Source organism: Pseudomonas sp. OV226 (genome assembly GCF_003148705.1).
GTDB lineage: Bacteria > Pseudomonadota > Gammaproteobacteria > Pseudomonadales > Pseudomonadaceae > Aquipseudomonas.
In genome coordinates this window covers 18,094-44,395 of record NZ_QGGS01000017.1, presented here as the reverse complement: position 1 = coordinate 44,395, position 26,302 = coordinate 18,094, and the positions used below count along the sequence as shown (strand labels likewise).

The following is a 26,302-nucleotide window of genomic DNA, read 5'->3' as shown; positions in this document are numbered from 1 at the left end:
TTGCGATTCATCCTCCTGAGCAGAAGATTCAACGGCTCGACGGTTTTTCAGGGCAGGCCTAGAATAGACACTTAATTTTTTCGGTTGAGCGCACATGCTTCCTGAATGTCAGCTGTTCGGCACTCTTGGGTGCCACCTCTGTGAAGTCGCCGAAGCCATGCTGATGGAGTTTGTCGAACGTGGCCTGTTGGTCGAGCTGGTCGATATTGCTGACGACGAAACCTGGTTCGCCGCCTACAGCCTGCGCATTCCGGTGTTGCGACGAGTCGATACCGGCGCTGAATTGGGGTGGCCATTCAGTGCCGATGAGGTAGTGGCGTTCTTGCGTTAAGCGTTTTTTGTGTGGTCGGCGGTCCCGCCCGTCGAACTTTGCGATTGATCCCCTTGGCTTAATCGATACTCTTCGGATACTGTATGCGCATACAGCTATTCGTAATACTGCCATTCCATCCCGGGTTTTCGGGGATGGGCAGGCGGTTCGGGGTATGAGAGGGATAAATCGTGGTCAATGTCGAACAACTGAAAAACAGCGTGAACCGGATGTCGGTCGATGTTGTGCGCGAGGCCGTCCTCGAATTGCGTCTGGACGGTCTGGTGACGGAAGGCAAAACGCCCTTCAATAAAGTGCATTTCAATACCTGTTTTGCCGAAATCGAGGCGTTGTTCCAGCGTGCGGGTTACCACCGGCAGCTGGATGTCGTGGGCTATCAGGGGTTGTTGTACGCGCTTTACGATCCTGCTCGCTGGGAAGCCGTCGATGTATTGCGCTGGCTCAAGGAGTTCACCGAAGCGGCGGCGCGCGCACAAATTCCAGCATGAGGATTCTCTGCTAGGTTCGACTCGGCTGCTGTTGGATAATGCCGGCTTGTATCGAGGGTCAGAACGTTCGTATGTCCACTTCAACTTTTTCTGCGGCACACAACCAGGCCAGCACACTCTACCTGCCGCCTGGTTCGTGGCAGACCGTCATCGATTGCCTGTGCGAACACTTCAGCGCTATCGGCCGTGACCAATGGCTGGACAGAGTGGCGCGTGGTCGGGTGCTGGACGGGCACGGAATGCCGATCACGGTTGATCTACCCTACAAGGAAGGCCTGCGGATTCATTATTTTCGTGAGGTGCCGGACGAGAAGCCGATCCCGGTATTCGAGACGATTCTCTATGCCGACGAGCACTTGGTCGTCGCAGACAAGCCGCACTTTCTGCCAGTGACGCCGGCTGGCGAATACGTGGAGCAGACGCTGCTGCGCAGGCTGATTCGTCGACTGGATAACCCTCATCTGGTGCCGTTGCATCGCATTGACCGGCATACGGCGGGGCTGGTGCTGTTTTCGGCTAACCCTCAGAGCCGTTCAGCGTATCAGTCGTTATTTCCAACACGACAAATCGAGAAACGCTACGAAGCAATCGCCCGTGCCTTGCCTGAGCTGTCTTTCCCATTGGTTCATAAAAGTCGTCTCATCGATGGCGAACCGTTTTTTCGCATGCAGGAAGGTCCAGGCATCTGCAACACCGAGACAGCAGTCGAGGTTCGGGAAAAGAACGGAGACCTGTGGCGATATGCGCTTTACCCGGTGACGGGCAAGAAACATCAATTGCGGGTACACATGACTGCGCTGGGTGCAAGTATCTGCAACGACCCGTTTTATCCGCAGGTGCTCAATGACATTGAAGATGACTATGCCAATCCGCTGAAATTGCTCGCACAGGGCTTGCGGTTTCTGGACCCGGTCACCGGCCAGGAAAGAGTCTTTGAAAGCACTATCACGTTGCAGTGGTGAAAAATACCGCCCACGAAAATGCCCGCATTAAGCGGGCTTTTTGTATCCGGTCGGAGCGGCAAAGATTACAACTCTTTAACGGTGCGAACCTGATCCTTGTTGATGCGGGTTTGCTTGCCGTCCAGCTGTTCGAATTCGTAGAAGCCTGATTCTTCATCGTACCGTGGCGAGTCGACGGCCTGGATTTCGCGACCGTCATTCAGGGTAATCACTGATGGCGATGCGCAGCCGGCGAGGGTCGCGATGCCCGCGGCGAGCATGAAAGTGGCGAGGATCCGTTGAGTCATGAGAGTGTCTCCAAATATGAATTCTTTTGATTACTGAGCTTGAGACGTATACAGCGCACGCAAGTTCCTTGGCTAGAGTCGTTCTGACTCGGGGCTATGCGCGCTTAACAGTTCCGGGGTATTCAGGTTGGCCAGGCGAGGGTCGTTTTCGGCGCATTGCAGAGCGCTGGCCCCCAGCTTGCGCATAATGCGCCCCGGACTGCGTTCACCGTCATTCCATGCGGAGTCGAACGCCGCGCAAAGCGCGATCGGGATGATACACAGCAGCGGCTCCCAGTGTTCGCCCTGGCGCAGCATCAGCGGTTTGTCCGGATGCTGGTTGGCAGTTTCGCGCATGCTCTGGAGCAGGGCGGCGCTAATGCGAGGTACGTCGCACGGCAACACCAGCAGATGAGCGTGGCGCGCAGCTTTGAGACCCGCGCGAATCCCGGCCAACGGTCCAGGGAAATCACCTTCGTCGTCATGGACCAACTGATCGGCATACGGCGCGTACATGTCCAGGTTCCTGTTGCACGAGATGATCAAATCATCGCTCAGGCCACGGGTTTTTCGATGCAGGTGCGCAATCAGCGGCTCGCCATGCCATTTCAGCAAACCTTTGTCCTGACCGCCCATGCGTTGGCCGCGACCACCTGCCAGGAGCAGAATGGAGCAGGGTGGCAATGGTGAATTCGAGGTCATGGCAGGTCTCCATGGGACGCTGAAAAATTGAAGCGCTGTGATATAACACCGAGCTGTTTTTCCTACAACTGGACGAGCCTATGAAAGCCAAGGCTGATGTACCGTTCGCACCGCTTAACATCGCGGTGCTGACGGTCAGCGATACTCGAACTCTGGAAACCGATACGTCAGGCCAGGTATTTGTCGACGGCTTGAGCGCAGCCGGTCACAACCTGGCCGCTCGAGTGTTGCTTAAAGATGATCTCTACAAAATTCGCGCGCAAGTCGCCAATTGGATTGCCGATGAAGTGGTTCAGGTGGTGCTGATCACTGGCGGTACCGGGTTTACGGGGCGCGACAGCACGCCGGAGGCGGTGAGTTGCCTGTTGGATAAGCAAGTGGATGGTTTTGGTGAACTGTTCCGGCAGATTTCCGTTGCCGATATCGGCACCTCGACCGTGCAGTCCCGGGCTCTGGCCGGTTTGGCCAACGGGACGCTGGTCTGCTGCTTGCCAGGTTCTACCAATGCCGTTCGCACCGGCTGGGATGGCATTCTCGCCGAACAGCTGGATTCTCGTCATCGTCCCTGCAATTTCGTGGCCCACTTGAAGCAGGCGGCACCCTGTGAATCCCGCGGGTAAGCCAGGTAAAAGCGGTAGCCTGATGCCTGTCGAGGTGGCGCTGGCGCGTCTGCTGGAAATGGCGGACGCCTCGCCCATCCACGACCGTGAACGTTTGCCGCTGGCACAGGTTCAGGGGCGTGTGCTCGCCGATGACCTGGTCTCGACGCTCGATCTGCCGCCTTGGCCGAACAGTGCCATGGACGGTTACGCCTTGCGAGTTGCTGACTGGACGGGAGAACCGTTGGTGGTCAGCCAGAAGGTATATGCCGGTCAGGCGCCTGAACCGTTGAAGCCGGGTACTTGTGCCCGAATCTTCACCGGTGCGCCCGTGCCAGCAGGCGCCGACTGTGTCGAAATGCAGGAAAATGCCGAGGTTCTGGAAAATGAACGGATCCGTTTCATCGAACCGATGAGCCCCGGTCAAAACATCCGGCCACAAGGTCAGGAAACGACGGTCGGCGAACTGATTTTGCCGGCCGGCACGCGACTTGGGTCTATCGAACAGGGGCTGGCGGCATCGCTGGGTTGTGCTGAACTGGACGTGGTTCGCAAGGTTCGTGTTGCGGTTCTCTCCACCGGAGATGAATTGGTTGAACCGGGTCAGGCCCTGGGCCCGGGACAGATCTACAACAGCAATCGGGTGTTGCTGTGCAGTTGGTTGCAGCGGCTGGGCTGTGAAGTCATCGATGCCGGCATTCTTCCTGATGACCTGGCGATCACCCGTGCCCGTTTGGGCGAGTTGAACGATGTCGATTTGATCCTCTCTACGGGAGGGGTATCTGTAGGTGAAGCGGATTTCCTGGGCATGGCGCTGCGCGAAGCGGGCGAACTGTCGCTTTGGAAACTCGCCATCAAACCTGGCAAGCCGCTGACATTCGGGCATTTCCGGGGTGTACCTGTGATCGGGTTGCCCGGCAATCCGGCGTCGACACTGGTCACGTTTGCTTTGTTGGCAAAACCCTATCTGTTGCGCCGCCAAGGTGTAAAAGAGGTCGAGCCATTGAAGTTTCAGGTGCCCGCAGGGTTCGACTGGCCTAAAGCTGGCAATCGCCGAGAATACTTGCGTGGGCGCCTGGAGAACGGCCGGGCAATCATTTACAAGAATCAGAGCTCTGGCGTACTTCGTAGTGCTGCCTGGGCCGATGGTTTGGTTGAGGTGTTGGAAGGGCGGACGTTGATCTCGGGTGAATATGTCGTGTTCATTCCGCTGAGCGAAATCCTGAACTGACCTCAAAGCACGCTCTTGCCGCAAGCCCGGTGAAACGGCCGGGACTTGCGTGCATGTCCAACGCTTAACGGACCAGAAGTGTCACGACCTGGTCAAAGCGGCTATTGGCGACCCAACCCAACAACCCGAGAACTACTGCTGCGCCGCCAGCCGAGTAGGCAAGCCTGTGCTTGATGGATTTGACGTCACTGCGCACTTCATCCATGTCTCTTCGGATGTATTTCAGATGGGTCTCCAGCTCAATGACGCGAGGTTCCATATCAACTGCTCCAGCGGGTTTTGCGTTTTTGTTGAATTCAGTCTGATGATTGGCACGGCTTTCCGAGAACGGCATCACCGGGCTCATCGGTAACGTGATGTCATGAGCTTGCATGGAGAAAAACGCTCCTTGCATCAATGCCCTTCGGGTCGCCGAAACTCGAATTGATTGTGTTTTTTAAGGCCCTTGAAGGGTGTCTACTCATTGCTTGCACATCCCTGTGTGATTGCTGTTGATGGCTGATTCGCCGACACCAAAGTGTACCAATCGTCCAGGTTGGTCAATTGAGCCGATTCCTCACATGTCGTAAGAAAATATCCCGCCCTGTAGGAACACAAACCTGTGCGCGTCGAAAAAACTCAATGCGTTGCGACCTTTCCAGGGCTCTGTGAGGTCAACATCTCCAGAATGAATCCCAATCAGGAGCGACAACAATGGGTGAGCGCAAGGCGCTGTTGATTCTGCATGGCAAGCAGGCACTCAATGAGGCAGTTCGTGCGGCCGTCGAAGGCAAGCGCGAGCAGGGTTGGGATCTGGCCGTCCGATTGACCTGGGAGGCGGGCGACGCACAGCGGTTGGTGGAAGAGGCGTTGAGCGCAGGCTATAAGCAACTGATTGCCGGTGGCGGCGATGGCACTTTGCGCGATATCGCCGAGGCCATGTCGATGCACCCGAATCAGGCCAGTCTGGTCTTGATGCCGTTGGGCACCGCCAACGATTTTGCTTGCGCCGCCGGTGTGCCGCTTGTGCCAGCACTGGCACTGGAACTTCTGGATGTTGCGCCGCACGCTATCGATTTGGGGGAGGTGGGGGGGCAAATCTTTCTGAACATGGCCACCGGCGGTTTCGGCAGTCAGGTCACGGCCAATACATCGGAAGAGTTGAAAAAAGTTCTCGGCGGCGCAGCCTACCTGTTTACCGGTCTCTCACGCTTCAGTGAGTTGCATGCCGCTTATGGCGATTTGCAGGGGCCAGGTTTTCATTGGAGCGGCGAACTGTTGGCACTCGGCATCGGCAACGGTCGGCAAGCGGGGGGTGGGCATGTGCTATGCCCGGAAGCGCTGGCGGACGATGGTTTGCTGGACATCAGCATTTTGCCAGCGCCACAGGAAGTGATCGGGACCTTGAAAAACCTGCTGGCCGATGGTTTTGGCATCGACAACATGTTTGTGCGCGCTCGATTGCCCTGGGTCGAGATCAAGGTTTCGGAAGGACTGCACATCAACCTTGATGGCGAGCCTCTGGAAGGCGACAGCTTGCGTTTTTCTGCGCGTCCAGCGGCATTGCGCGTGCATTTGCCGGAGAATTCACCGCTATTGCGAGCATCGCGGTAGCTAATCGTCCAGGCTGATGATTTGCTCGCGTACCGCGAACAGGACCAGGCCAGCCACGTCGTAGATCTGCAGGCGTTTCATGATCTGCGAGCGGTGGGTTTCAACGGTCTTGATACTAAGGCCCAAGCCGTTGGCGATTTCCCGGGTGGATTTTCCGCGAACAATCAGTCGCAGGATTTCCAGTTGTCGTGCCGTCAGGTTGTGTGAGTCGGGTACTTCCGGTTGCTGCTTCTGGTTGCGGATCAGCGCCTGGTTGATAACCGTGTGGGCGATGGCAGGGCTCAGGTAGCGTTCGTTGTTGCGCAAGGCATCCAGGGCATGTTCCAGCTCGGTGGCCGTGGTGTCTTTGAGCAAATAGCCATGAGCGCCGGACTCCAGGGCTTGCATGATCAGTGCAGGATCAGTGTGCATCGACAGAATCAGTACTTTGCTTTGAGGGCGCACTTGTTTGAGTCGCTGCAAGGCTTCAAGGCCGCTGGTCTCCTTCATGGAAATATCCAGCAGAACAATGTCAGGGGACAGTTTCTCGACCATTTCGAGCAACTGTGCGCCGTCGTTGGCCTCGCCAATAACTGCATAGCCGGGAATATCCAGCACCAGAGCGCGCACGCCTGCCCTGATAAGCGAGTGGTCATCCACCAGAAGTAAGTTACAAGTCAATGCATAACCTTATTCGTACTGGCCCGTTCGAGCGCGCGGGGCGCCCAGGGGAAGAGTGCTTCGATTTGAGTACCTTTACCCGGCTCGCTGGTCACGGCCAACGTTCCGCCCAACTGATCGATCCGCTCCCGCATCCCGGCCATCCCACGCTGGCCCTCTCGACCAGGATCCGCCGCCGGTGCGAAACCCTGGCCGTCGTCGCTGATCAATAATGACAGGCCTTGGGGCATACGTTGCAGGCGAACCAGCAGATTTTTTGCTTCAGCGTGACGCTGGATATTGGTCACTGCTTCCTGGGTAATTCGAAACGCTGCCACCGCCATTTCTTCTGGTATGCCGGTCAAGCGTTGATGGCATTCCAGGCTCCAGTGCATTGATGTATTGGCCAGGGTCTTGAGCAGATGCGCACGAAGGCTGGCTTCCAGCCCGAGACTCGTCAACTGCCTGGGATTGAGAATGGCCGAGACGTCACGAACCTTGGTCAGGGTTTCTTCCAGTGTGTCGCAAAGCACTGAACACTGGCCCTGCATGTCTTCTGGCATCCGGCGCTTGAGCCATTCACTTTGAAGTTTTGCAGCGGTCAGCAATTGGCCAATATCGTCGTGCAATTCTCTGCTCAGCCGATGGCGCTCGTTTTCCTGTACTTCCAACAGGCGGTCCGCCAGCTCTTGCGGCTGAAATTTTATGGACGTGCTCGAGAGGCGATGCTGTACCCAGACGCTGGTCAATGCCGCGATATTGAGCAGCAGCAAGCTCAATGGAAGGGGGGCGGACAAACCGAAGACCAGCAGGGTGCCAAGGGTCGAGCAAACGCACAGCAACAGCGTGAACCGTCGCGCGTTATTTTGGGAAGGTGGCCATTGGGTGAGTGACTTGAGGCTGGCGTACATAGCGGATGGAGCCAATGAATGTTCGCTGCGGGCAGACCGGCCATAGTGGCTGACGGGTCTCTGTCTGAAAAACTGTAGTGGTCGTCTTGAACAGAGCGCGGTCCAATGGTGGAACTTCAACCTTTATCGGCCTGCTCTCATCTGGCGTCACTTTGCCATTAATTGGCGTCAACTAATGGTCGGCATAATACCACCTAAGATACCGTTGGTCGCGTTTGGTATATATGTCCACAGAGTCAGGAAACAAGAAGGCTGGACGATAGTTCCACAATAGAAAAAGTTTTACGGAGGGGGGCGATTAATGACTGTCGTTTGCAGGTACGAAGTATTCAATTGCGACATGAGCGCTCATATAGGGAGCTGCATCAGGGCAATAAGAATGCGCACTGCAAAGTTGTCTGACTAATTTAAGCCTGTCGTTCCGAATAGGTAACGAGCGTAAAGGGTTTGGAATTAACCGGTAACTGAAAATGACTTTGTCCGATCTGGACCGCAAAGGCTTCGATCAGGGACGTCTGTTCACTGTCATCAAGGCTGAGTTGGCCGGTGGTCTGGTCGATGAGTTCGAGCTGCCAGGCCATCAGCGTGAAGCAGTCCTTCAGTGCACCCAGTGCCTGCTCGTGCAGGTCAATATGGTTGTGACCCAGGTTGAGCAAACCGTGGATATGCAGGGAAAACTCCGACACGGCTTGCAGTGCGAGGGCGTCGGCCCGGCTCGCCAGTTTGAGCAGGCTGCTGAGCATGCAATCGATTGCGTCCTGGTCATTACTGATCAGTTGCAAGTGGTTCAGGCACTCCTCCGATTTGGCCAGGAGGGTTTCCGCCTCAACAAGAAACTCGGGTAGACGCTGAGCCCACTGCTTCGATTTGTTCGGCATGCTTATCTCCACAACGTCATGTCAAATGAGGGGATGTCGCGTATGTCGACGAGGACGTCTTGCGTCCCGGCGCTGCCATGCCGGCATGAGATCGCGCTCCGGCAGGCCTGGGCTAAGGCTGGGGAACTCGAGCGGGTGGGTGGCCACTTACCTGCGATCGCACACAAAAGCCTGACTCCGTTCATGCAATGAGAATGGCGTCACATTAATGGCTATTGGATATTGCGAATATCAGGTTGGGCCTGATTGTTACTAGGGGAATCCCTTACGTGAGGGAACCTAACGTGCAAACCGTGGTCGCGCCGCAGGGAGTAAAGCTGATTGAGTGCGGATGCAGTAAAGCATGATGTTAATGTGACATCAATGCTCGATCGTGGCATTTTGTCTCAAGGTCAAGATCTGGCAATAACAGCCGATAAACCCTTTTAGTGAATTAATCAGAACAAGCCCAGGAGTCATTAATGGCCGGCATTCTCGACACGGTAGACCAACGCACGCAACTGGTGGGTGAGAATCGCCTGGAAATTCTCATGTTTCGCTTGGCCGGCCGGCAATTATTTGCGATCAACGTCTTTAAAGTGCAGGAAGTGCTGCAACTGCCGAAACTGACCCTGATGCCGCAACGCCATCCTTTTGTTTGTGGCGTGGTCAACCTGCGTGGCCAGACTTTGCCGGTGATTGATCTGTCCCAGGCCATCGGCATGCGTCCGCTGGTGCCGAGCCCGACCAGCACGATCATCGTCACTGAATACAACCGGTCGGTGCAGGCGTTTCTGGTCGGGGGCGTGGACCGCATCGTCAACATGAACTGGGAAGCCATCCTGCCGCCGCCGACCAGTGCCGGTCGCCAGCATTATTTGACGGCGATCAGCAAGGTTGACGACCAGTTGGTCGAAATCATCGACGTCGAAAAAGTCTTGGCCGAAATCGTGCCGTACAACGCCAAAGTCTCTCGCGAAAAACTCGAAGACCCGGTGCTGGAGCGCGCCCGTGGCAGGGAAGTGCTGCTGGTCGATGACTCCAACGTTGCCCTGTCGCAATTGCGCGACACCCTGGGGCAGTTGGGCGTGAAGATGCACATTGCCAGCGACGGTCTGAAAGCACTGAATATGCTCAAGGCCTGGGCTGATACGGGCGTATCGATGACCGACAAATTGCTGATGGTGTTCACCGACGCAGAGATGCCGGAAATGGACGGCTATCGCCTGACCACAGAAATTCGCAATGACCCACGTCTACGCGGCCTTTATGTCGTCCTGCACACCTCGCTGTCGGGCAGCTTCAACGACTCGATGGTCAAGAAAGTCGGCTGTGACAACTTCCTCTCCAAATTTCAGCCGGACAAACTCGTCGACGTGGTGCGCCAGCGCCTGATGCTCGACGAAGTGCCGGCCTGATTTCGGTGCGACAGGCTGGCGGTTACGTCAGCCTTTGATTCGGCGATCAAGCTCGTATAGGGTGGGTTTTTTTTGCCCACCAAGGAGCTGGCCATGCTGCGTCTGAGCGCGCTTTATCGTTATCCGTTGAAATCCGGCAAGGGCGAACCCTTGCAGCGCGTCGGCCTCGACAAGCTGGGTTTGGACGGTGATCGACGCTGGATGCTGGTCGATGAGGCCAGCGGGCGCTTCCTGACCCAGCGCGCGGTAGCGTCAATGAGCCAATTGTCGGCGTTGTGGAATGCCGATGGCGGGCTGACCCTCAATGCACCGGGCCACACGTCAATCGATATCGCCTTGCCCGGTAACGACGCGCCACTGCGTGGTGTGACTATCTGGCGTGACACCTTGCGTGTGCCGGATGCCGGTGACGCAGCAGGTGCCTGGGTCAGCGAGTTCATTGGTAAACCGACGCGGCTGGTGCAAGTTCCTCTGGATCGTGCACGCACCACGGAGGCCGGTTACGGCAACGACGATGACCAGGTTGCGTTCGCCGACGGCTACCCGTTATTGCTGATCGGGCAGGCGTCCCTGGAAGACTTGTCGCAAAAGGTCGGGCGTCCACTTGAGATGCTGCGCTTTCGACCGAACCTGGTGATCGAGGGCAGTGAAGCTTTTGCCGAAGATGGCTGGAAGCGTATTCGCATCGGTGACGTCGAGTTCCGAGTGGTCAAGTCCTGTTCGCGCTGCATTCTGACCACCATCGACCCGCAAACCGGCGAGCGCAGCGAAGACCGGGAGCCGCTGGCCACGTTGCAGAAGTACCGTGCCCAAGCCGACGGCGCGATGTTTGGGCAGAACCTGGTCAACGATAGCAACGGTCATCTGGAAGTCGGGATGTCGGTGACGATTCTCGAATGAGAACCCCGAAATGAAAAATGCCCGTGTCCAAGGACACGGGCATTTTTTTTGCGATGAGAACCCGGGGGTTTAGCCGCGGTATTCACACAGGTAAGCGGTGTCGACGGCCACTTTCAGCTGGAACTTGCTGTTGGCAGGCACATTGAACTGGCTGCCGGCGGCGAAGGTTTCCCAGTCGCTGCTGTCAGGCAGTTTAACGGTGAGAGCACCGCTGACCACGTGCATGATTTCACGCTGGCTGGTGCCGAATTCGTACTCGCCCGGAGCCATGACGCCGATGGTCGCAGGACCTTCAGCAGTGCCAAAGGCGATCGACTTGACGGTGCCGTCGAAGTACTCGTTGACTTTAAACATGGGCGATTCCTCGAAAAGGGCTAAAAAGGGCCGGCCAGTATGCACAAGGCCTCGAACGCCGTCACCTCTCTAGGTGGGGAAAACCAGTGGCAACAGGCGTGCTGTATTGCGCGCATCTTCCAGTGCCCGGTGTTGCTGCCCGGTGAACTGCAGGCCCGCCAGTTGCAAGGCGCCATTGAGCCCCAGCGGACGTTCCAGCCGTCTGGCCTTGGCAAAGCGTTGCTTGAGGTTCATGTGCGGTATCCGGCTCAGGGCGCTGTCGAGTTGCAGGCGCTCCCACTCCTGAACCAATTGTTTGCGATCGTAATCGCCCCAACTCGCCCAACCATCCAGACAAGAATGATGCGGCTCCAGCCAGCGTTCGAATGACGGCCAAACCTCGGTCAACGGTTGCGCGGCATCGATATTGCCTTGGGTGATGTGAGTCAGCTCCCGGCAAAACGGTGTCAGCAAAGGCCGCCGCAGCGGTCGCACGAAACGCTGGAAGTGGTCCAGTTCGCGACCTTTGCGGTCCACCAGGGTGGCACCGATTTCGATGATTTCCATTTCCGTTACTGGCCAGCCACCTTCATCGGTGGTGGCTTCCAGATCTATCACCAGCCAGTGAGGCATCGCAGGGTTCCTGGTATCCGCGTCCTGATAGGGCTTGAGCGTAGCCAAACCCGGCGGATCCGCCTAGCGGCTTATTCGACCTCCAACAAAATCTGACGATTTTTGACCTGATCGCCGACCTGCACCTGCAAGCGTTTCAGCACGCCGTCGATGCCTGACTTGAGCGGATGCTCCATTTTCATGGCTTCGAGCACCACCAATAGCTGGCCTTTGCTGACCTGGCTGCCCTCACTGACCAGAACGTCGACGATGGCACCGTCCATAGGTGCCTTGAGCGTGCCGTTACTGACGCTGGCCTGAGCGCTGACCAGCGCCTGGGTCCGATCCACCAGTTGCAGGCTGCCGGGGCGAGTGAACAACCACAGTTGCCCGGCTTGGAGACGATAGGCATGACGCTGGCGGATGCCGTCGATGTCCAGCGTTGCCCAGCGCCCGTCGCACTGGATGATCTTCAATTGCAGCGCTTGCCCGGCGACACGAATGCGCATGGGTGCGTCAGGTGTGGCGTTCAGTTCCACCGGCCAATCCTGTTCATTCAGGCCGATGCGGTAGTGCAAGGGCACACTGGCATTGTTGCGCCAGCCAGTCAGTGGTGCCGGGTGAGCCTGTGCCGAGGCGTGATAGAACAGTGCGGCAGCGATGGCCAGTTCTGAGGCATTCGGGACATAGGCCTGCAAACACGGATGGTCAACGAAGCGGGTCGGTATAAAACCGGTGCTGAATTCACCGCTGATGAAGTGCGGGTGGTCGAGCAGGCTGGCGAGCAAACGCTGGTTGCTCTGCACGCCCAGCAACACGCTGTCCTGCACGGCCCGCAGCAACTTGCGCCGCGCCTCTTCGCGAGTCGCGCCGTGGGCGATGATCTTGCCGAGCATCGGGTCATAAAACGGGCTGATGCTCTGGCCTTCTATCAGGCCATGATCGATCCGTACACTGCCCGGCAATGCGGGTTCCCAAGCCGTGACCTGACCGGTTTGCGGCAGAAAACCGTGGGTCGGGTCTTCGGCATACAGGCGCACTTCCATGGCATGCCCGTTGAGCTGCACCTGTTCCTGTCGTAACGGCAGTGGTTGTCCTTCGGCGACGAGTAACTGCCAGGCCACCAGGTCCAGCCCGGTGATCAATTCAGTGACCGGGTGTTCCACTTGCAGCCGGGTGTTCATTTCCAGAAAGTAGAATTGCCCGCGCGCATCCAGCAGAAACTCCACGGTGCCTGCGCCGACGTAATTCACCGCCCTGCCAGCCTTGAGCGCGGCCTCGCCCATGGCCTGGCGCAACTCGCTGGTCATCACCGGGCAGGGCGCTTCTTCGATGACTTTTTGATGGCGGCGCTGGATCGAACAGTCGCGTTCTCCGAGGTAGATGAGGTTACCGTGTTGATCGCCGAACAGCTGAATCTCGACGTGGCGCGGGTCGATCAACGCTTGTTCGAGGATCAGTTCGTCGCTGCCAAAACCATGCTGCGCTTCGGAGCGTGCGGTGCGCAGTTGTTCCAACAACTCGCTGGCATCCGGCACCAGGCGCATGCCACGTCCGCCCCCGCCCGCACTGGCCTTGATCATCAACGGATAACCAATGCGTTCGGCTTCCCGGCTCAGGGTGGTGTCGTCCTGTTCGGCGCCTTGATAGCCTCTGACACATGGCACGCCGGCCTCGGTCATGGCGATTTTCGACAGGCGTTTGCTGCCCATCAACTTGATGGCTTCGGGGCTGGGGCCGATGAAGGTGATACCCGCATCGCGGCAGGCAAGGGCGAAGCCGGCGTTTTCCGAGAGAAAACCGTAGCCGGGGTGGATCGCATCGGCCCCCGTGCGCCGGGCGGCGTCGATGATGGCCGGGACGTTCAGATAAGACTGCTGCACCGGGGCAGGGCCGATGTTGATGGCTTCGTCGGCCATGTGCACATGCAGGGCATCGGCGTCGGCATCGCTGAACACTGCAACCGTGCGATAGCCCAGCGCTTGCGCAGTACGCTGGATACGGCAGGCGATTTCACCGCGGTTGGCGATCAGGATTTTTCTGAGTCCGGGCATATTCTGTTCCCTTGGTTTGCGGTGAATGTGATGACCCCATCGCGGGCAAGCCCGCTCCCACATTGGATCTCTTTACGCTGAAGATCTCTTGTGGGCGCGGGCTTGCCCGCGATGCTTTCAGGAGGCCCATCCCGGTTTACGCTTTTGTACGAAAGCCATCGTCCCCTCGACACCTTCCGCCCCGGTCACTGCCTCGCTGAACCACTGCGCCGCTTCATCCAGCAACGCGTCCGACGGTTGCCCGGCACTCGCCAGCAGCAGTTTTTTGGTCGTCGCATTAGCACCCGGCGCGCAGCACAGCACATGGGCGAGGATTTCATCGAGGCGCTCGGCCAGTGCTTGCGCGTCATGTTCGACAAAATGCACCAGGCCCATGCGCCGCGCCTGCGTACCGTCGAAACGCGCGGCAGTCAGCGCCAGTCGCCGGGCCTGGGTCAGGCCGATGCGCTGGACCACGAAGGGGGCTATTTGCGCGGGCAGCAAACCGAGGCTGGTTTCCGGCAAACCGAATTGCGCCAAGTGATCGGCCAGGGCGACATCGCTGACGCACGCCAGCCCCAGGCCGCCCCCTAACACCGCGCCTTGCAGCACCGTGATCACCACTTGTGGCGCGTGTTGTACTTCTTGCAGCAGGGCGCCGAACGCCCGATTCAACTCGCGGTAGGCGCTCGAGCCTTGAGCGCGAGCGTTGGCCATGTCCTTGATGTCGCCACCGGCACAGAAATGCCCGCCGGCGCCGCCGATCACCAAGGCCCGAACCGCGCGATCATCGCGCACCGCCCCGAGTACCGAGCGCAGTTCGGCGACCATTTGCAAACTCATGGCATTGCGACTTTCCGGGCGATTGAGGGTGATGTGCAGCACGCCGTTATGCGGCTCCAACAGCAACGTCTGGCAATCGGGCAGGGGGCTCATTTCTTTTTCCCCGGCAGAATGCCCATGAGTTTGCAGATGATCCCCAACATGATTTCGTCGGCGCCGCCGCCAATCGACACCAGTCGCACGTCACGGTAAGCACGGGCGACCGGGTTGTCCCACATGAAACCCATGCCACCCCAATATTGCAGGCAGCTGTCGCTGACTTCGCGGCCCAGACGCCCGGCCTTGAGTTTGGCCATGGAGGCAAGGCGGGTGACGTCCTGGCCTTTGACGTATTGCTCGGTGGCCTGATAGACCAGCGCCCGCAGGCATTCGATTTCGGTTTGCAGCTCTGCCAGGCGGAAGTGAATGACCTGATTGTCGATCAGTGCACTGCCAAAGGTTTTGCGTTCCTTGCAGTACTCGACGGTGCTGTCGACGCAATACTCCAGGCCCTTGATCATGTTTGCCGCGCCGAACAGGCGTTCTTCCTGGAACTGCAGCATTTGCATCATGAACCCGGCCCCTTCATGGCCGACGCGGTTACGCTGAGGCACCCGCACGTTGTCGAAAAACACTTGGGCGGTTTCCGAACTGCGCATGCCGAGTTTGTCCAGGTGCGAACTGAGGCTGATGCCTGGCGTGTTCATCGGCACCATGATCAGCGATTTGTTGATGTGCGGCTTGTCGTCCGAAGTGTTGGCCAGCAGGCAGATGAAATCGGCGCTTGGCGAGTTGGTGATCCACATCTTGCTGCCGTTGATCACGTAGTCGTCGCCGTCCTTGCGGGCGGTGGTTTTCAGCCCGGCGACGTCGGAACCGGCACCGACTTCCGAGACGCCGATGCAGCCGACCTGTTCACCGGTAATGGCCGGGCGCAGAAACTCGTCGCGCAATTCATCGGAACCGAACCGCGCCAGCGCCGGGGTGCACATGTCGGTCTGCACGCCGATGGACATCGGAATGCCGCCGCAATGGATAGTGCCGAACTCTTCGGCGGCGACAATGGAGTAGCTGTAGTCCAGCCCCATGCCGCCGAATTTTTCCGGTTTTGATATGCCCAGCAGGCCGAGATCGCCGGCCTTGCGGAAGATCTCGTGGATCGGAAAACGACCGGCCTTTTCCCATTCTTCGACGTGAGGGTTGATCTCGTGATCGACGAATTGGCGGACGGTGCGGCGCAGTGCTTCGTGTTCCTGGGTGAAGATCATTTTTGTTGTTCTCCTGATCGTTCCCACGCTCCGCGTGGTAATGCCTCTATGGACGCTCTGCGTCCGCTTTGGGACGCAGAGCGTCCCGGGCTGCGTTCCCACGCAGAGCGTGGGAACGATCTATCAAAAACGCGCGACGCCAAAACTGTTGGCTTGCAATGGCCGCACTTCGGCCTCGTGGCAGATATCCAGCAAGTAACCCAGCAACGTCCGGGTGTCCCGCGGATCGATCAGCCCGTCATCCCACAGATTGGCGCTGCCATAGAGAGCGGTGGACTGGCTGTCGAGTTTTTGCGCGGTGACCTGTTCCAGCATGTCGAGCATTTTCGGGTTGGGCACCAAGCCGTCCTTGAGCTGCTTGGCCTCGGTGACGATTCGCAGCACCTTGCCGGCCTGGGCGCCGCCCATGACGGCGGTGCGACTGTTGGGCCAGGCGAAGATGAAACGCGGGTCGAGGCCGCGACCACACATCGCGTAGTTGCCGGCGCCATACGAGCCACCGACGACAATCGTCAGTTTCGGCACCCGAGCGTTCGCCACGGCTTGAATCATCTTGGCGCCGTGCTTGATCACGCCTTGTTGTTCCGATTCGGTGCCGACCATGAACCCGGTGGTGTTGTGGAAAAACAGCAGCGGCGTCTGGCTTTGGTCGCAGAGCTGGATGAACTGCGCAGCCTTGCTGGCGCCCTTGGGCGTGATCGGGCCGTTGTTGCCGATAAAACCGCAGGCTCGCCCTTGAATTTTCAGTTGGCCGCAAACGGTCTGTTGATCGAACTCACCCTTGAACTCAAGGAAATTCGAACCGTCGGCGATACGGGCAACGATGTCGCGCACGTCATAGGGTTTTTTCGGGTCGTCAGGGATCAGGCCCAACAGCTCATCGATGGGGTAGAGCGGTTCTTCATATTGACGTTCGGGTAACCAGGGCAACTGTTCGTTCCACGGCAGCAGGCTGACGATTTCGCGCACGTGTCGCACACCGTCGGCATCGTTCTCGGCCAGGTATTCGGCGGTGCCGGCGGTTTGCGCATGCATCTCGGCGCCGCCCAGTTCTTCATCGGTGGCGACTTCGCCGGTCGCCGCTTTGAGCAGGGGCGGGCCGGCGAGAAACAACTTGGCCTTGCCGCGAACGACCACCACGTAGTCCGATAAGCCCGGCTGATAAGCACCCCCCGCAGTGGCCGAGCCGTGCACCACCGTGATCTGGGGCAAACCCATGGCCGACATCCGCGCCTGGTTGGCGAAGCTGCGCGCGCCTTCGACGAAAATGTCCGCGGCGTAGTTCAGGTTGGCGCCACCGCTTTCGGCGAGGGTGATCACCGGCAGTTTGTTCTCCATGGCGATCTGTTGCAGGCGCAGGGACTTTTTCAATCCGCTGGGGGAAATGGTGCCGCCCTTGATCGCGCTGTTGTTCGCCACCACCAGCACCCGTACGCCGGACACGTAACCGATCCCGGCAATCAAGCCACCGCCGGCAGCACTGCCATCCTTGTCATCGTGCAGCTTGTAGCCGGCCAGGCTCGCCAGTTCGAGGAACGGTGCGCCGGGGTCGAGCAGCAGGTTGAGACGTTCGCGCGGTAGCAGTTGCCCGCGTTTGTCGAATTTTGGTTTGGCTTCGGCGGCCTTGTTCAACAGGTTCTGTTCGAGCTGGCGGACGTGTTCGATCACGGCCAGCATCGCGTCACGGTTCTGGGCGAACTGGGCGCTGAACGGGTCCACTTGCGATTGAATCACCGGCATGGCTTATTCCTTGTCCTTGAGCACTTCTGGTAAGTACGCGCGGTGAAAACCGTTGTACGACTCACTGTTGGTAGCCTTGTGGATCGGCCAGGCGCGACCGCCCAGGCTGGCAGCACCGTCGATGCGCAAGGTGCTGCCGCTGACAAATGCCGCGGCCGGGCTGAGCAGGAACACAATCGCCGCGCTCACTTCCGATTCCGTCCCGATGCGTTTCAGCGGCACGTGTTCGCGCAAGGTCGGAATCACCGCTTTGAAAGCGCCTTCGTAAGTGTCCATACCGCTGGACGCGACCCACCCCGGCGCCACCGCGTTGACCCGCACCCCGGCGTAACCCCATTCGAATGCAGCGGTCTTGGTCAGGTTGTCCATGCCCGAACGCGCTGCACCGGAATGCCCCATACCAGGCATGCCGCCCCACATGTCGGCGAGCATGTTGACGATGGCGCCGCCATGCTTGCTCATGGATTGATTGAACACTTCCCGGGCCATCAGGAAACCGCCCACCAGATTGGTGCGCACCACGGTTTCGAAACCTTTCTGATTGATCGAGGCCAGGGGTGACGGGTATTGCCCGCCGGCATTGTTGACCAGCCCGTGGATCGGCCCGTGTTTGCGAATCAGCTCGCTGACCAGGTGCTTGACCGCTTCTTCCTCACGAATATCGCAGGTGGCCCAATCCGCCTTGCCACCGTCTTCGGCAATCTCGGCGGCGACGCTTTTCAGCTTGTCGGCCTTGCGCCCGACCAGCAGCACGTGCGCGCCGAGGGCCGCCAGTTCATGCGCGGTACACCGGCCGATGCCGCTGCCGCCGCCGGTGACAATGATGGTTTGGCCCGCAAACAAATCGGCTTTGAAAATCGAATCGTAAGCCATGGCGACAGTCCTCTAGTTGACCTGGTCGGCGATGCGCTGAGGCACCGGAATCTGGATCTCCAGCAGCTGCTGGGCGAAGGCTTTGCCTTGCGGATCGATCCGCAGGCTGGCCACGCCACCGCCGCCGAGGGCGTTTTCCAGTAGAAAATTCAGGCTGTGGGTGCCGGGCAAATACCAACGTTCCACGCGCCCGTGAAGAGGATCGAGGACGTGGCTCATCCAGTCGACCATCACCTCGGGTGTCAGCGCTTCGGCGATCCACGGCAGGTACTCGGGATCGCGGGCCATGACGCCGATGTTGCTGTGATTGCCCTTGTCGCCAGAGCGGGCCACGGCGAGTTTGACCAGGGGCACGCTGGCATCGGCGCGGTCTGTGGGTGTGGGCGGTTCGAAGGCGACGGGCAGGTCTGCGGTGTCGAGCACATCGAGCGCGGGCAGGGCGCAGGCGTAGCGCTGGCCGTTGAGGTTAATGTCCGGCGTGCAGAAGGTTTTGTCGATAAGGAAGGAGAACAGGCGGATCAGCGGATACACCGTTGGCCGTCCACCGACGATTCCGGTCAGCCCCGGCGCCATGCCCGTTGCGGCTTGGGCGATTTCCCGGGAGAACATGATCAATGCTTGTTTGTTCGGGTGGCGCACGGCGAGTTTGATCACCACTTCGCGGGTGTCCCGGCGCTGGCCGTGGGGGCCGTAAGTGGCTTCGCTGCCGAGCAGTTCAATGTTCACTTCGCTGTAGGGCGCCCACCCACGCTGGCTGAACATTTGCGAGGTCTTGTTGATGATCGCTTCGCTGACCCGATGTGCCTTGGCGACTGCATCGATGCCCGCGATCAGGCAACTGGCGGTGCAGCGGAAGCCGTCCGGATACGTCGCGCTGACTTTGTACTGACCGGTCGGCGGCAGGCCTTTGGCACCGTGCACCTGAACCGCGTTTTTACCGTGTTGCCGGAGTTTGACCTGGGTGAAATCGCACACGACATCGGGCAACAGGTACGCCCGTGGGTCGCCGATTTCATAGAGCATTTGCTCGCCAACGGTCAGGGGCGTGACCAGGCCACCAGAGCCTTCGGGCTTGCTGACGATGAACTGGCTGTCGGCACCTACCTCGACGATGGGGAAGCCGATGTGTTCGTAATCGGGTACGTCGCGCCAGTCGGTGAAATTGCCGCCGGTGCATTGGGCGCCGCATTCGATGATGTGGCCGGCCAGCGCGGCTTGCGCCAGCTTGTCGTAGTCATGCCAGGACCAACCGAACTCATGCACCAGCGCAGCGCTGACCACGGCACTGTCGACCACGCGACCGGTGATGACGATGTCCGCGCCCAGGCGCAAGGCTTCGACGATGCCCGGCGCGCCCAGGTAGGCGTTGGTCGAGACGCACATGGGCGGCAACGGTGCGCCGCTGAACATTTCATGAATGCAGCTGTTGCTCAGTTGTTTGAATTGCGGTTGCAGGTCATCGCCCAGTAGCACCGCGATTTTCAGGGCGACGCCGGCCTTGTCGCACGCCGCCTGAAGCGCGGCAGCACACGCTTGCGGATTGACACCGCCGGCATTGCTGATGACGCGAATGTTCTGTTCGGCGAGGCGGGTGAGCAGTGGGCTGAGCACTTCGATGAAGTCGCCCGCATAGCCGGCCTGCGGATCTTTCATCCGGGCACCGGCCATGATCGACATAGTGATTTCAGCCAGGTAGTCGAAAACCAGATAGTCCAGGCGTCCACCTTCCACCAACTGCGCGGCGGCGGTCGAGGTGTCACCCCAGAAGGCGCTGGCGCAGCCGATGCGAATCGTTTTAGGCACAGTCAACTCCATAGCCACCTCCCACTGAAGTGGATCGAGACTACCAAGCAAGCGCTTGGTTTGTAAACGTCTGAAATATCTTCTGCCCGAGCGCTTGCTTGGTTGCCGCGGCCAGCTTAAATTGCCCGCGCAACCCCGCAGTTTTAGCGGCGAGCGGTGTATTTGATTGATCGACTGTAGGAGAGAACGGGTGGACGAGCAAAAAGCCCTGAGGGTCATGCGCGAATTGGTCGACAACGGCCAATTGACCGACCCGGACAGCGCCCGCGGCAAACTGCTGCAAGTGGCGGCTCACCTGTTCCGCAACAAAGGTTATGAACGCACCACGGTGCGCGACCTGGCGGGGGCCGTGGGCATACAGTCAGGCAGCATTTTTCATCACTTCAAAAGCAAGGATGAAATCCTGCGGGCCGTGATGGAAGAGACCATCCGCTACAACACGGCATTGATGCATGCAGCCCTGGCCGACGCCGGTAATGTGCGCGAGCGCGTGCTGGCACTGATCCGCTGCGAATTGCAGTCGATCATGGGGGGCAGCGGCGAGGCCATGGCGGTGCTGGTGTATGAATGGCGCTCGTTATCCGAAGAAGGGCAGGCGCAGGTGTTGGCGCTGCGTGACATTTATGAAGAGCTCTGGCTGCAAGTGCTGGGTGAAGCCAGAGAGGCGGGTTTTATTCGCGGCGATGTGTTCATCACGCGTCGTTTCCTGACGGGCGCGCTGTCCTGGACCACGACCTGGTTTCGCGCTGGCGGCAGCATGAGCCTCGATCAATTGGCCGATGAGGCATTGATTCTCGTACTGGAAGAAAAGCAGTAAGGTTGTGCCGGACCAGGGAAACTGGCTAAGTGGCCGAAACCGCCTAGCTTGAATGCATTGATGCGTATTTTTGGGGAGTGGTTGTTTTGATGTCTTCGCCAATCAGGACGGCTTCGCGGCTTTTGCTGGCGTCGCTTGCGGCGCTCTGGGTTTTGCCGTCCCAGGCTGCGCAACTGGTGCGGGTGGGTGCCGCCCATTTTCCGCCTTACACGATCCGTCCGGAATCCGGTGCCGACACCGGCCTGCTGCCACAATTGGTCGAGGCGTTGAATCGCCAGCAAAGTGATTATCAGTTTGTCCTGGTGCCCACCTCCATTCCCCGGCGCTTCGGTGATTTCAAGCAAGGCCGGGTCGACATGGCGATTTTCGAGAACCCGCTATGGGGGTGGCAGGACATTCCCCACACCAACGTCGATATGGGCCTTGAAGACGCCGAGATTTTTGTCGCGCAACGCCTGCCGGATCGACAGCAGAGTTATTTTACCGACCTCACCGGCAAGCGCCTGGCCCTGTTCAGCGGCTATCACTACGAATTTGCCAACTTCAACGCTGAGCCTAAATTCCTCGCACAGAACTACAACGCTACGCTGACCTATTCCCACGACAGCAATTTGCTGATGGTGCTGCGCGGTCGAGCGGACATCGCCCTGGTGACACGCTCTTATCTGAGCGATTACCTGCTGCGCAACGATAAAGTTGCCGATCAGTTGCTGGTGTCCCAGCGCATCGATCAGGTCTATCACCACTACGCCATCCTGCGCCCGACCGCACCCATCAGTGGCGAGGCATTCGGCAAGTTGTTGCAAGGCCTGAGGGACAATGGCGAGATGCTGAAGATTTTCGACCCGTACAAGATCGCGGTGGTGCCGGTGCCGCGAACTTGATGACGAACGCCACGGGAGGCTGAAATTCAGATGTTAGCGACGGATAAATGTATCCGCCTGACGCCCCGACACTTTGCGGCAGTGCACCAGCGCATCGCGGATCATGAAGTTCACCAGGGTCGGCGAAACGCCGAGTTCCTTGGCAATATCCTTTTGCGGTACTCCGTGCAGCCGGTACATCTCGAAAGCGTAGCGGGTACGGCTCGGCAGTTCCGTCAGCGCGTCGGCAATGTGCTCAAGGGTCGAGAAATTGATGTGCGAGGTTTCGGGTGACGCACCTTGAATCATCACGTTCAAACCTTCCTCTTCAGGGCCGGAATACTTCTGCTCCAACGCCTGTTTGCGGTAGTGGTCGATCGCCAGGTTGCGCACGATCTGGAACAGATAGCTGAGTTGGGCCTTGAATGAAGTCGTGATCGGCGGCGCTGATTGCAACCGGAAAAACGCATCCTGCACGACGTCTTCAGCACGTGACCTGCAACCGGTGATGCGAGCGGCAATCTTGACCAGTATCAGTCGATTCTCGACGAAGGCCTGAAGTAGCGGTGAGTCGCACCTGCTTGTGAATACTTGTTCCGTCATGGAAATCACCTTGCTGCCAATAGGTTGGTGGGACGGCACGCAGACTTGAGCCGTCCGACACATTGAGCAATAAGCTAGGCTTGATGATAATGATTGTCAATTGAGAGGAAGAATTGATACTGAGACTGGGTGCGACGTGCGAACACCGGCATGCGGTGCCCTCGTTTGCAGCCACTGGCCTGTCAGCGCCTATTTCGGCGCAATGCAGTACGTGCCGCAAAACGTGCCATGCCGTCGGACTGGCGCACCAGTGGGTTCACTTCGGCCCGAGGATTTTCGCCAGTTTGTCCGGCGAAGGCGCACCTTGCTGTTGTTGCAGTTCACCCTTGTCGTCCATATAGAAAATCGCTGGCGTGGCCTGCAACTCCAGGTTTTCCATCAACTGCATGTTCGCCGCCAGTTTTGCCTGAATCGCTGGAGGGACTTCTTTCAGCGCTTTGAGTGAGCTGTCCTTGCCAGCCTTTTCGTGTTCTTCCAGCGCTTTGCCCGGGTCTTTGGCCGCCAGCAGTGCAGCCGATTTACCCGGGCTGTCTTCGCGAATGATGCCGACCATGATGTGGCGCAATTGCACCTTGCCAGCCTTGACCCACGGCCGCGCCTGCTCCCAGAAGACGTTGCAGTAAGGGCAGTTCGGATCGCTGAACAGGTAGACGACACGCGGGGCATCTTTTTTGCCGTCGCCGATCCAGTTACTGGCTTCCATCTTGCCCCAGACTTCCTTCGACATCGGTGCGTAGACCAGCTTCTGCAACGGCGCGGAGGTCAGGTCGTTGCCGTCAGCATCGTAGAGATTGCCGAGCAACACATGCTTGCCATCCGGGGTCAGGTACAGCGCCATGCCACGGTTTTGGTATTGCGCCGCATAACCGCGCAAGCCGTCAGGCGCGTCGAACTGGCCGACGATTTTCGCACCCTTGGCTTCGATCTTCTTGATCGCTTCAGGCAGTTCTTCGGCGGCCTGTACCGACGGCAGGTGCAGCAGGGCTGCGCCCAGGGTGAGCGTCAGCAGGTGGCGGAGGCGTGGCATGGCAGTTTCCTTGAAGGGGTGGACGGTGTGGCAGAAGGAGGGGTGTCGAAGTTTTCCAGGGCACGGGCCAGGCTGGCTTGCGAGAGTTCGCCCAAATGGCTGCCCAGCAGGCGACCGTCATTGCTATAGAACAGCGTAGTCGGCAATGCCATGGAACCCACGGCTTGGCCCAGGCGACCGCTGCCATCGAACAACACGTTGCTCAGGCTCAGGCCCTGGGTTTCCAGGAACGTGCTGACGCTTTGCATGCTTTCAGCCTGATTGACGAACAGGAAGATCAAGTCCGGGCGTTGCTGCTGGGCGTTTTCCAGCACCGGCATTTCCCGACGGCAGGGCGGGCACCAGGTCGCCCAGAGATTGATCACCAGCGGGCCACCCTTGTAATCGGCCAGTTGCACCGTTTCGCCGGCGGCATTGCGCAAGGAGATTTCCGGCAGGCGCGTGCCTTGTTCGTAAATGCTCAGGGAGAACGTTGCCAGCAGCCAGAACGCCAGGCCGCTGCCTACGCCAAAGCCCAGCGGCCGGCGTAAACCCGGACGGCGCCAGCCGCGATACAGGCTGGCAAGCAGCAGCACAATCACGCCAGGCCAGGCCAGGAAACCACCGTCGCGCAGGTCGATAATCTGCCACGGATCGTTGCGATAGTGTGCCCAATACACAGCCACGAAACTGACCCTGGCCGCCAGCATGCCGATCAGGAACAGGCTGAACAGCACCGACTCGGGATTATCGCCACCGCGCTTGGCCACCCGCCAGCCGACAAACGTTGCCAGCGCCAGAGCACTGATCAGCAGCAGGTGGTTAAGCGCGATGGCAAAGGTGCCGAGGGTGAAAGTCAGCATTAACGGGCGTCTCGGGTAGTGGTCCAGCGTTGCAGGAAGGTGTCGGCATCGACCTCGCCGGTGATGCGCTGGCTGCGACGCTCTTCGCCGTCGGCGCCGATCCACAGGAAACTCGGTGGCCCCGGCACTTTATAACGGCCGAGCAGTTCGCGGCTGGCGGCATTGTCGGCGGTGACGTCGAGCCGGAGCAAGCGCACATCGCTCAACGCTTGCATCACGTGGGCTTTACCGAAGACCTGTTTTTCCATGACTTTGCAGGAGGTGCACCAGTCGGCGTAGTAATCGAGCAGCACCCATTGGCCCTGCGCCCGCGCCGCGTCCAGTTCCTGTTGCAGCGCATTGGGGTCTTTGATCGTAGTGAATGCCTCGTGGCCGGTCGATGTAGAGGCACTGGCCGTGTTGGAGCCGCGATAGACCTGCAGCGGTTGAAACAGGTCATCGCTGCCACCTGCAGCGCCGATCATCAGCAGGCTGCCCCACAAACCGAGCAGCAATGAACCGGCGCCGAACACCTGCGCCGTTCGACCAAAACCACCGGACTGGCGCCAGGCACTGTAAGCGGCAATCAACAGCAGCGCGCCGCACAAACCGATCCAGAGCGATTGATCCAGTACCGGGCGCAACATCAGCAGTGCAGTGGCGAGGAACAGGAAACCAAACACGCCTTTGAGCAGGTTCATCCAGGCGCCCGGTTTGGGCAGGAAGCGGTTGCCGATCGTCACCAGCAACAGCAGTGGCACACCGATGCCGATGCCCATGGCAAACAGAATCAGTCCGCCATGCAGTGCATTACCACTTTGCGCGATATAGAGCAGGGCGCCGGCCAACGGCGCGGTCATGCACGGCCCCACCAGCAGACCAGACAAGGCGCCCAGTGCACCGGCACCGACTAGACTGCCGCCACGCTGATTGCGTGAAACATTTTCCAGACGGTCGCGCACGGCCACCGGCAGTTGCAGTTCGAAGAAACCGAACATCGGCAATGCCAGCAACACGAACACCGCCGCGAAACTGCCCAGCAGCCACGGGTTTTGCAGCAACGCTTGCACGTTCGCACCGAGCAGTGCGGCCAATACGCCCATCGCCGCATACACCAGCGCCATGCTGACCACATAGCTGCCCGCCAGGGCAAAACCACGTTTAGAGGTGGCGCCGCTGCCCACAATCAAACCAGCCAGGATAGGCAGCATCGGCAACGAGCAAGGGGTGAACGCCAGCAACAGCCCCAAACCGAAAAACACCAGCAAACTCCAGCCCAGTGCCCGCTGTTGCAGGTCGCTGGCCAAGGCTTGATCCGGTGCTTCGTTTGCGGCAACCGTGACGTTGCCGCCCAAATCCACCACCTGCGTTTGCGGCGGGTAACACAAGCCTGCATCGGCACAGCCCTGGAAACCGACTTTGATCTGACCGGTCGCGCCGGCCGGGATCTTCAGTTCCAGGCCCTGGCGGTAAACCTGTTGTTCGCCAAAGAACTCATCACTGTGCGCTTCGCCTTCAGGTAGCACGGGGTGCTGCTCAGCAGGCAAGCCGTCGAGTTTGAGGCGCTTCTGATAAAGGTAATAACCGTCCGTGATCTGCCAATAGAGCTGGGTCTCACCCGTCTCAAGGCGTTCAGAGGTGAAAGCGAACGCCTTTTCCACCGGTAGAAATTCAGGTTTGGTATCGAACGGATTGGTCCCTGCCTGGGCCAGACCCGAGATCAAGAGGACAAAAAATAGAAACAGACGACGCATGGGTAAGCCTTATCCCTGTGCAGGTGAGGTGCACAA

General features: G+C 58.9%; 28 protein-coding genes. 10 read left to right on the top strand and 18 right to left on the bottom strand.

All coding sequences use genetic code 11. The features are described from left to right. The first annotated feature begins 94 nt into the window (after positions 1-94). The 3 genes from C7534_RS22700 to C7534_RS22690 all read left to right on the top strand — a co-directional run bounded on the left by C7534_RS22700 (position 95) and on the right by C7534_RS22690 (position 1,781). Complete coding sequence (locus C7534_RS22700; RefSeq protein WP_007973483.1) at positions 95-331, top strand: glutaredoxin family protein; 237 nt, start codon at positions 95-97, stop codon at positions 329-331. Positions 332-501: 170 nt separating this feature from the next. Continuing rightward, on the top strand, positions 502-819 hold the full coding sequence (locus C7534_RS22695) for a transcriptional regulator (RefSeq protein WP_046032387.1): 318 nt from the start codon (positions 502-504) through the stop codon (positions 817-819). A gap of 71 nt (positions 820-890) precedes the next feature. After that, on the top strand, positions 891-1,781 hold the full coding sequence (locus C7534_RS22690) for a pseudouridine synthase (RefSeq protein WP_109787114.1): 891 nt from the start codon (positions 891-893) through the stop codon (positions 1,779-1,781). Positions 1,782-1,846: 65 nt separating this feature from the next. Here C7534_RS22690 and C7534_RS22685 read toward each other — a convergent pair whose 3' ends face one another. After that, positions 1,847-2,068 carry a YgdI/YgdR family lipoprotein gene (locus C7534_RS22685; RefSeq protein WP_046032385.1) on the bottom strand — a complete coding sequence of 74 codons (222 nt, stop codon included), beginning with the start codon at positions 2,066-2,068 and terminating at the stop codon, positions 1,847-1,849. Between the two features lie 72 nt (positions 2,069-2,140). After that, on the bottom strand, positions 2,141-2,749 hold the full coding sequence (mobA, locus tag C7534_RS22680) for a molybdenum cofactor guanylyltransferase MobA (protein ID WP_109787113.1): 609 nt from the start codon (positions 2,747-2,749) through the stop codon (positions 2,141-2,143). Between the two features lie 80 nt (positions 2,750-2,829). Between mobA and moaB the strand changes: the two genes are divergently transcribed. Continuing rightward, on the top strand, positions 2,830-3,369 hold the full coding sequence (gene moaB / locus C7534_RS22675; RefSeq protein ID WP_077431667.1) for a molybdenum cofactor biosynthesis protein B: 540 nt from the start codon (positions 2,830-2,832) through the stop codon (positions 3,367-3,369). A 22-nt stretch (positions 3,370-3,391) separates the two neighbouring features. Continuing rightward, a complete protein-coding gene (locus C7534_RS22670; protein WP_177412271.1) occupies positions 3,392-4,579 on the top strand; it encodes a molybdopterin molybdotransferase MoeA in 1,188 nt (395 codons plus the stop codon). A gap of 64 nt (positions 4,580-4,643) precedes the next feature. Here C7534_RS22670 and C7534_RS22665 read toward each other — a convergent pair whose 3' ends face one another. Further along, positions 4,644-4,952, bottom strand: a complete 309-nt coding sequence (locus C7534_RS22665) for a hypothetical protein (RefSeq protein ID WP_046032381.1) — start codon at positions 4,950-4,952, stop codon at positions 4,644-4,646. A gap of 320 nt (positions 4,953-5,272) precedes the next feature. Here C7534_RS22665 and yegS point away from each other — a divergent pair, with 320 nt between their 5' ends. Continuing rightward, positions 5,273-6,172, top strand: coding sequence for a lipid kinase YegS (yegS, locus tag C7534_RS22660; protein ID WP_109787111.1), 900 nt, complete (start codon positions 5,273-5,275; stop codon positions 6,170-6,172). On the opposite strand, the gene C7534_RS22655 is transcribed toward yegS, so the two are convergent. The 3 genes from C7534_RS22655 to C7534_RS22645 all read right to left on the bottom strand — a co-directional run bounded on the left by C7534_RS22655 (position 6,173) and on the right by C7534_RS22645 (position 8,600). Then, positions 6,173-6,832: a response regulator transcription factor gene (locus tag C7534_RS22655; RefSeq protein WP_046032379.1), complete on the bottom strand. Its 660-nt coding sequence runs from the start codon at positions 6,830-6,832 to the stop codon at positions 6,173-6,175. It abuts the gene before it with no gap. Next, positions 6,829-7,722, bottom strand: coding sequence for a sensor histidine kinase (locus C7534_RS22650; protein WP_077431670.1), 894 nt, complete (start codon positions 7,720-7,722; stop codon positions 6,829-6,831). Before C7534_RS22650 ends, C7534_RS22655 begins: the two co-directional genes overlap by 4 nt. A gap of 407 nt (positions 7,723-8,129) precedes the next feature. Continuing rightward, positions 8,130-8,600: a hypothetical protein gene (locus tag C7534_RS22645; RefSeq protein ID WP_109787110.1), complete on the bottom strand. Its 471-nt coding sequence runs from the start codon at positions 8,598-8,600 to the stop codon at positions 8,130-8,132. A gap of 461 nt (positions 8,601-9,061) precedes the next feature. Here C7534_RS22645 and C7534_RS22640 point away from each other — a divergent pair, with 461 nt between their 5' ends. Both C7534_RS22640 and C7534_RS22635 read left to right on the top strand, forming a co-directional pair. Further along, a complete protein-coding gene (locus C7534_RS22640; RefSeq protein ID WP_046032376.1) occupies positions 9,062-9,997 on the top strand; it encodes a chemotaxis protein CheV in 936 nt (311 codons plus the stop codon). A 93-nt stretch (positions 9,998-10,090) separates the two neighbouring features. Continuing rightward, positions 10,091-10,897: an MOSC domain-containing protein gene (locus C7534_RS22635; protein ID WP_109787109.1), complete on the top strand. Its 807-nt coding sequence runs from the start codon at positions 10,091-10,093 to the stop codon at positions 10,895-10,897. Positions 10,898-10,966: 69 nt separating this feature from the next. On the opposite strand, the gene ppnP is transcribed toward C7534_RS22635, so the two are convergent. From ppnP to C7534_RS22595, 8 genes are all read right to left on the bottom strand, one after another. Then, on the bottom strand, positions 10,967-11,251 hold the full coding sequence (gene ppnP / locus C7534_RS22630) for a pyrimidine/purine nucleoside phosphorylase (RefSeq protein WP_007940055.1): 285 nt from the start codon (positions 11,249-11,251) through the stop codon (positions 10,967-10,969). A gap of 69 nt (positions 11,252-11,320) precedes the next feature. Beyond that, entirely contained in the window at positions 11,321-11,863 is a 543-nt protein-coding gene (locus C7534_RS22625; protein WP_109787108.1) for an exonuclease domain-containing protein, read from the bottom strand. 71 nt (positions 11,864-11,934) lie between these two features. After that, complete coding sequence (locus C7534_RS22620; RefSeq protein ID WP_109787107.1) at positions 11,935-13,896, bottom strand: acetyl/propionyl/methylcrotonyl-CoA carboxylase subunit alpha; 1,962 nt, start codon at positions 13,894-13,896, stop codon at positions 11,935-11,937. 117 nt (positions 13,897-14,013) lie between these two features. Beyond that, on the bottom strand, positions 14,014-14,811 hold the full coding sequence (locus C7534_RS22615; protein ID WP_109787106.1) for an enoyl-CoA hydratase/isomerase family protein: 798 nt from the start codon (positions 14,809-14,811) through the stop codon (positions 14,014-14,016). Then, the gene (atuD, locus tag C7534_RS22610; protein ID WP_109787105.1) at positions 14,808-15,965 is read right to left on the bottom strand and encodes a citronellyl-CoA dehydrogenase; all 1,158 of its coding nucleotides are present in this window, start codon (positions 15,963-15,965) and stop codon (positions 14,808-14,810) included. The genes C7534_RS22615 and atuD overlap by 4 nt, the downstream gene beginning before the upstream one ends. 123 nt (positions 15,966-16,088) lie before the next feature. After that, entirely contained in the window at positions 16,089-17,705 is a 1,617-nt protein-coding gene (gene atuC / locus C7534_RS22605; protein WP_109787104.1) for a geranyl-CoA carboxylase subunit beta, read from the bottom strand. A 3-nt stretch (positions 17,706-17,708) separates the two neighbouring features. After that, positions 17,709-18,578 carry an SDR family oxidoreductase gene (locus C7534_RS22600; RefSeq protein WP_046032369.1) on the bottom strand — a complete coding sequence of 290 codons (870 nt, stop codon included), beginning with the start codon at positions 18,576-18,578 and terminating at the stop codon, positions 17,709-17,711. 12 nt (positions 18,579-18,590) lie between these two features. Continuing rightward, the gene (locus tag C7534_RS22595) at positions 18,591-20,381 is read right to left on the bottom strand and encodes an acyclic terpene utilization AtuA family protein (RefSeq protein ID WP_177412268.1); all 1,791 of its coding nucleotides are present in this window, start codon (positions 20,379-20,381) and stop codon (positions 18,591-18,593) included. Between the two features lie 190 nt (positions 20,382-20,571). Here C7534_RS22595 and C7534_RS22590 point away from each other — a divergent pair, with 190 nt between their 5' ends. Together C7534_RS22590 and C7534_RS22585 are read left to right on the top strand one after the other, a co-directional pair. Beyond that, positions 20,572-21,198, top strand: coding sequence for a TetR/AcrR family transcriptional regulator (locus C7534_RS22590; RefSeq protein WP_109787102.1), 627 nt, complete (start codon positions 20,572-20,574; stop codon positions 21,196-21,198). Positions 21,199-21,287: 89 nt separating this feature from the next. After that, on the top strand, positions 21,288-22,082 hold the full coding sequence (locus tag C7534_RS22585) for a substrate-binding periplasmic protein (RefSeq protein ID WP_177412267.1): 795 nt from the start codon (positions 21,288-21,290) through the stop codon (positions 22,080-22,082). 33 nt (positions 22,083-22,115) lie between these two features. On the opposite strand, the gene C7534_RS22580 is transcribed toward C7534_RS22585, so the two are convergent. From C7534_RS22580 to dsbD, 4 genes are all read right to left on the bottom strand, one after another. Continuing rightward, the gene (locus tag C7534_RS22580) at positions 22,116-22,664 is read right to left on the bottom strand and encodes an RNA polymerase factor sigma-70 (protein ID WP_077431677.1); all 549 of its coding nucleotides are present in this window, start codon (positions 22,662-22,664) and stop codon (positions 22,116-22,118) included. Between the two features lie 256 nt (positions 22,665-22,920). Beyond that, positions 22,921-23,691 (bottom strand): thiol:disulfide interchange protein DsbG, encoded by a 771-nt coding sequence (gene dsbG / locus C7534_RS22575; RefSeq protein WP_109787100.1) that lies wholly within the window; start codon positions 23,689-23,691, stop codon positions 22,921-22,923. Continuing rightward, complete coding sequence (locus tag C7534_RS22570; protein WP_109787099.1) at positions 23,667-24,533, bottom strand: TlpA disulfide reductase family protein; 867 nt, start codon at positions 24,531-24,533, stop codon at positions 23,667-23,669. Before C7534_RS22570 ends, dsbG begins: the two co-directional genes overlap by 25 nt. Next, complete coding sequence (gene dsbD / locus C7534_RS22565; RefSeq protein WP_109787098.1) at positions 24,533-26,266, bottom strand: protein-disulfide reductase DsbD; 1,734 nt, start codon at positions 26,264-26,266, stop codon at positions 24,533-24,535. Before dsbD ends, C7534_RS22570 begins: the two co-directional genes overlap by 1 nt. Between the last annotated feature and the right edge of the window lie 36 nt (positions 26,267-26,302).

Coding starts and splice junctions, on each gene's coding strand:
- C7534_RS22665 (WP_046032381.1), bottom strand. CDS start 4,952: ATGCAAGCTCATGACATCACGTTACCGATGAGCCCGGTGATGCCGTTC.
- C7534_RS22640 (WP_046032376.1), top strand. CDS start 9,062: ATGGCCGGCATTCTCGACACGGTAGACCAACGCACGCAACTGGTGGGT.
- atuD (WP_109787105.1), bottom strand. CDS start 15,965: ATGATCTTCACCCAGGAACACGAAGCACTGCGCCGCACCGTCCGCCAA.
- C7534_RS22690 (WP_109787114.1), top strand. CDS start 891: ATGTCCACTTCAACTTTTTCTGCGGCACACAACCAGGCCAGCACACTC.
- dsbG (WP_109787100.1), bottom strand. CDS start 23,691: ATGCCACGCCTCCGCCACCTGCTGACGCTCACCCTGGGCGCAGCCCTG.
- C7534_RS22570 (WP_109787099.1), bottom strand. CDS start 24,533: ATGCTGACTTTCACCCTCGGCACCTTTGCCATCGCGCTTAACCACCTG.
- C7534_RS22580 (WP_077431677.1), bottom strand. CDS start 22,664: ATGACGGAACAAGTATTCACAAGCAGGTGCGACTCACCGCTACTTCAG.
- yegS (WP_109787111.1), top strand. CDS start 5,273: ATGGGTGAGCGCAAGGCGCTGTTGATTCTGCATGGCAAGCAGGCACTC.
- C7534_RS22670 (WP_177412271.1), top strand. CDS start 3,392: ATGCCTGTCGAGGTGGCGCTGGCGCGTCTGCTGGAAATGGCGGACGCC.
- C7534_RS22615 (WP_109787106.1), bottom strand. CDS start 14,811: ATGAGCCCCCTGCCCGATTGCCAGACGTTGCTGTTGGAGCCGCATAAC.
- C7534_RS22620 (WP_109787107.1), bottom strand. CDS start 13,896: ATGCCCGGACTCAGAAAAATCCTGATCGCCAACCGCGGTGAAATCGCC.
- C7534_RS22585 (WP_177412267.1), top strand. CDS start 21,288: ATGTCTTCGCCAATCAGGACGGCTTCGCGGCTTTTGCTGGCGTCGCTT.
- C7534_RS22600 (WP_046032369.1), bottom strand. CDS start 18,578: ATGGCTTACGATTCGATTTTCAAAGCCGATTTGTTTGCGGGCCAAACC.
- ppnP (WP_007940055.1), bottom strand. CDS start 11,251: ATGTTTAAAGTCAACGAGTACTTCGACGGCACCGTCAAGTCGATCGCC.
- C7534_RS22650 (WP_077431670.1), bottom strand. CDS start 7,722: ATGTACGCCAGCCTCAAGTCACTCACCCAATGGCCACCTTCCCAAAAT.
- C7534_RS22635 (WP_109787109.1), top strand. CDS start 10,091: ATGCTGCGTCTGAGCGCGCTTTATCGTTATCCGTTGAAATCCGGCAAG.
- C7534_RS22700 (WP_007973483.1), top strand. CDS start 95: ATGCTTCCTGAATGTCAGCTGTTCGGCACTCTTGGGTGCCACCTCTGT.
- moaB (WP_077431667.1), top strand. CDS start 2,830: ATGAAAGCCAAGGCTGATGTACCGTTCGCACCGCTTAACATCGCGGTG.
- atuC (WP_109787104.1), bottom strand. CDS start 17,705: ATGCCGGTGATTCAATCGCAAGTGGACCCGTTCAGCGCCCAGTTCGCC.
- C7534_RS22685 (WP_046032385.1), bottom strand. CDS start 2,068: ATGACTCAACGGATCCTCGCCACTTTCATGCTCGCCGCGGGCATCGCG.
- C7534_RS22625 (WP_109787108.1), bottom strand. CDS start 11,863: ATGCCTCACTGGCTGGTGATAGATCTGGAAGCCACCACCGATGAAGGT.
- dsbD (WP_109787098.1), bottom strand. CDS start 26,266: ATGCGTCGTCTGTTTCTATTTTTTGTCCTCTTGATCTCGGGTCTGGCC.
- C7534_RS22645 (WP_109787110.1), bottom strand. CDS start 8,600: ATGCCGAACAAATCGAAGCAGTGGGCTCAGCGTCTACCCGAGTTTCTT.
- mobA (WP_109787113.1), bottom strand. CDS start 2,749: ATGACCTCGAATTCACCATTGCCACCCTGCTCCATTCTGCTCCTGGCA.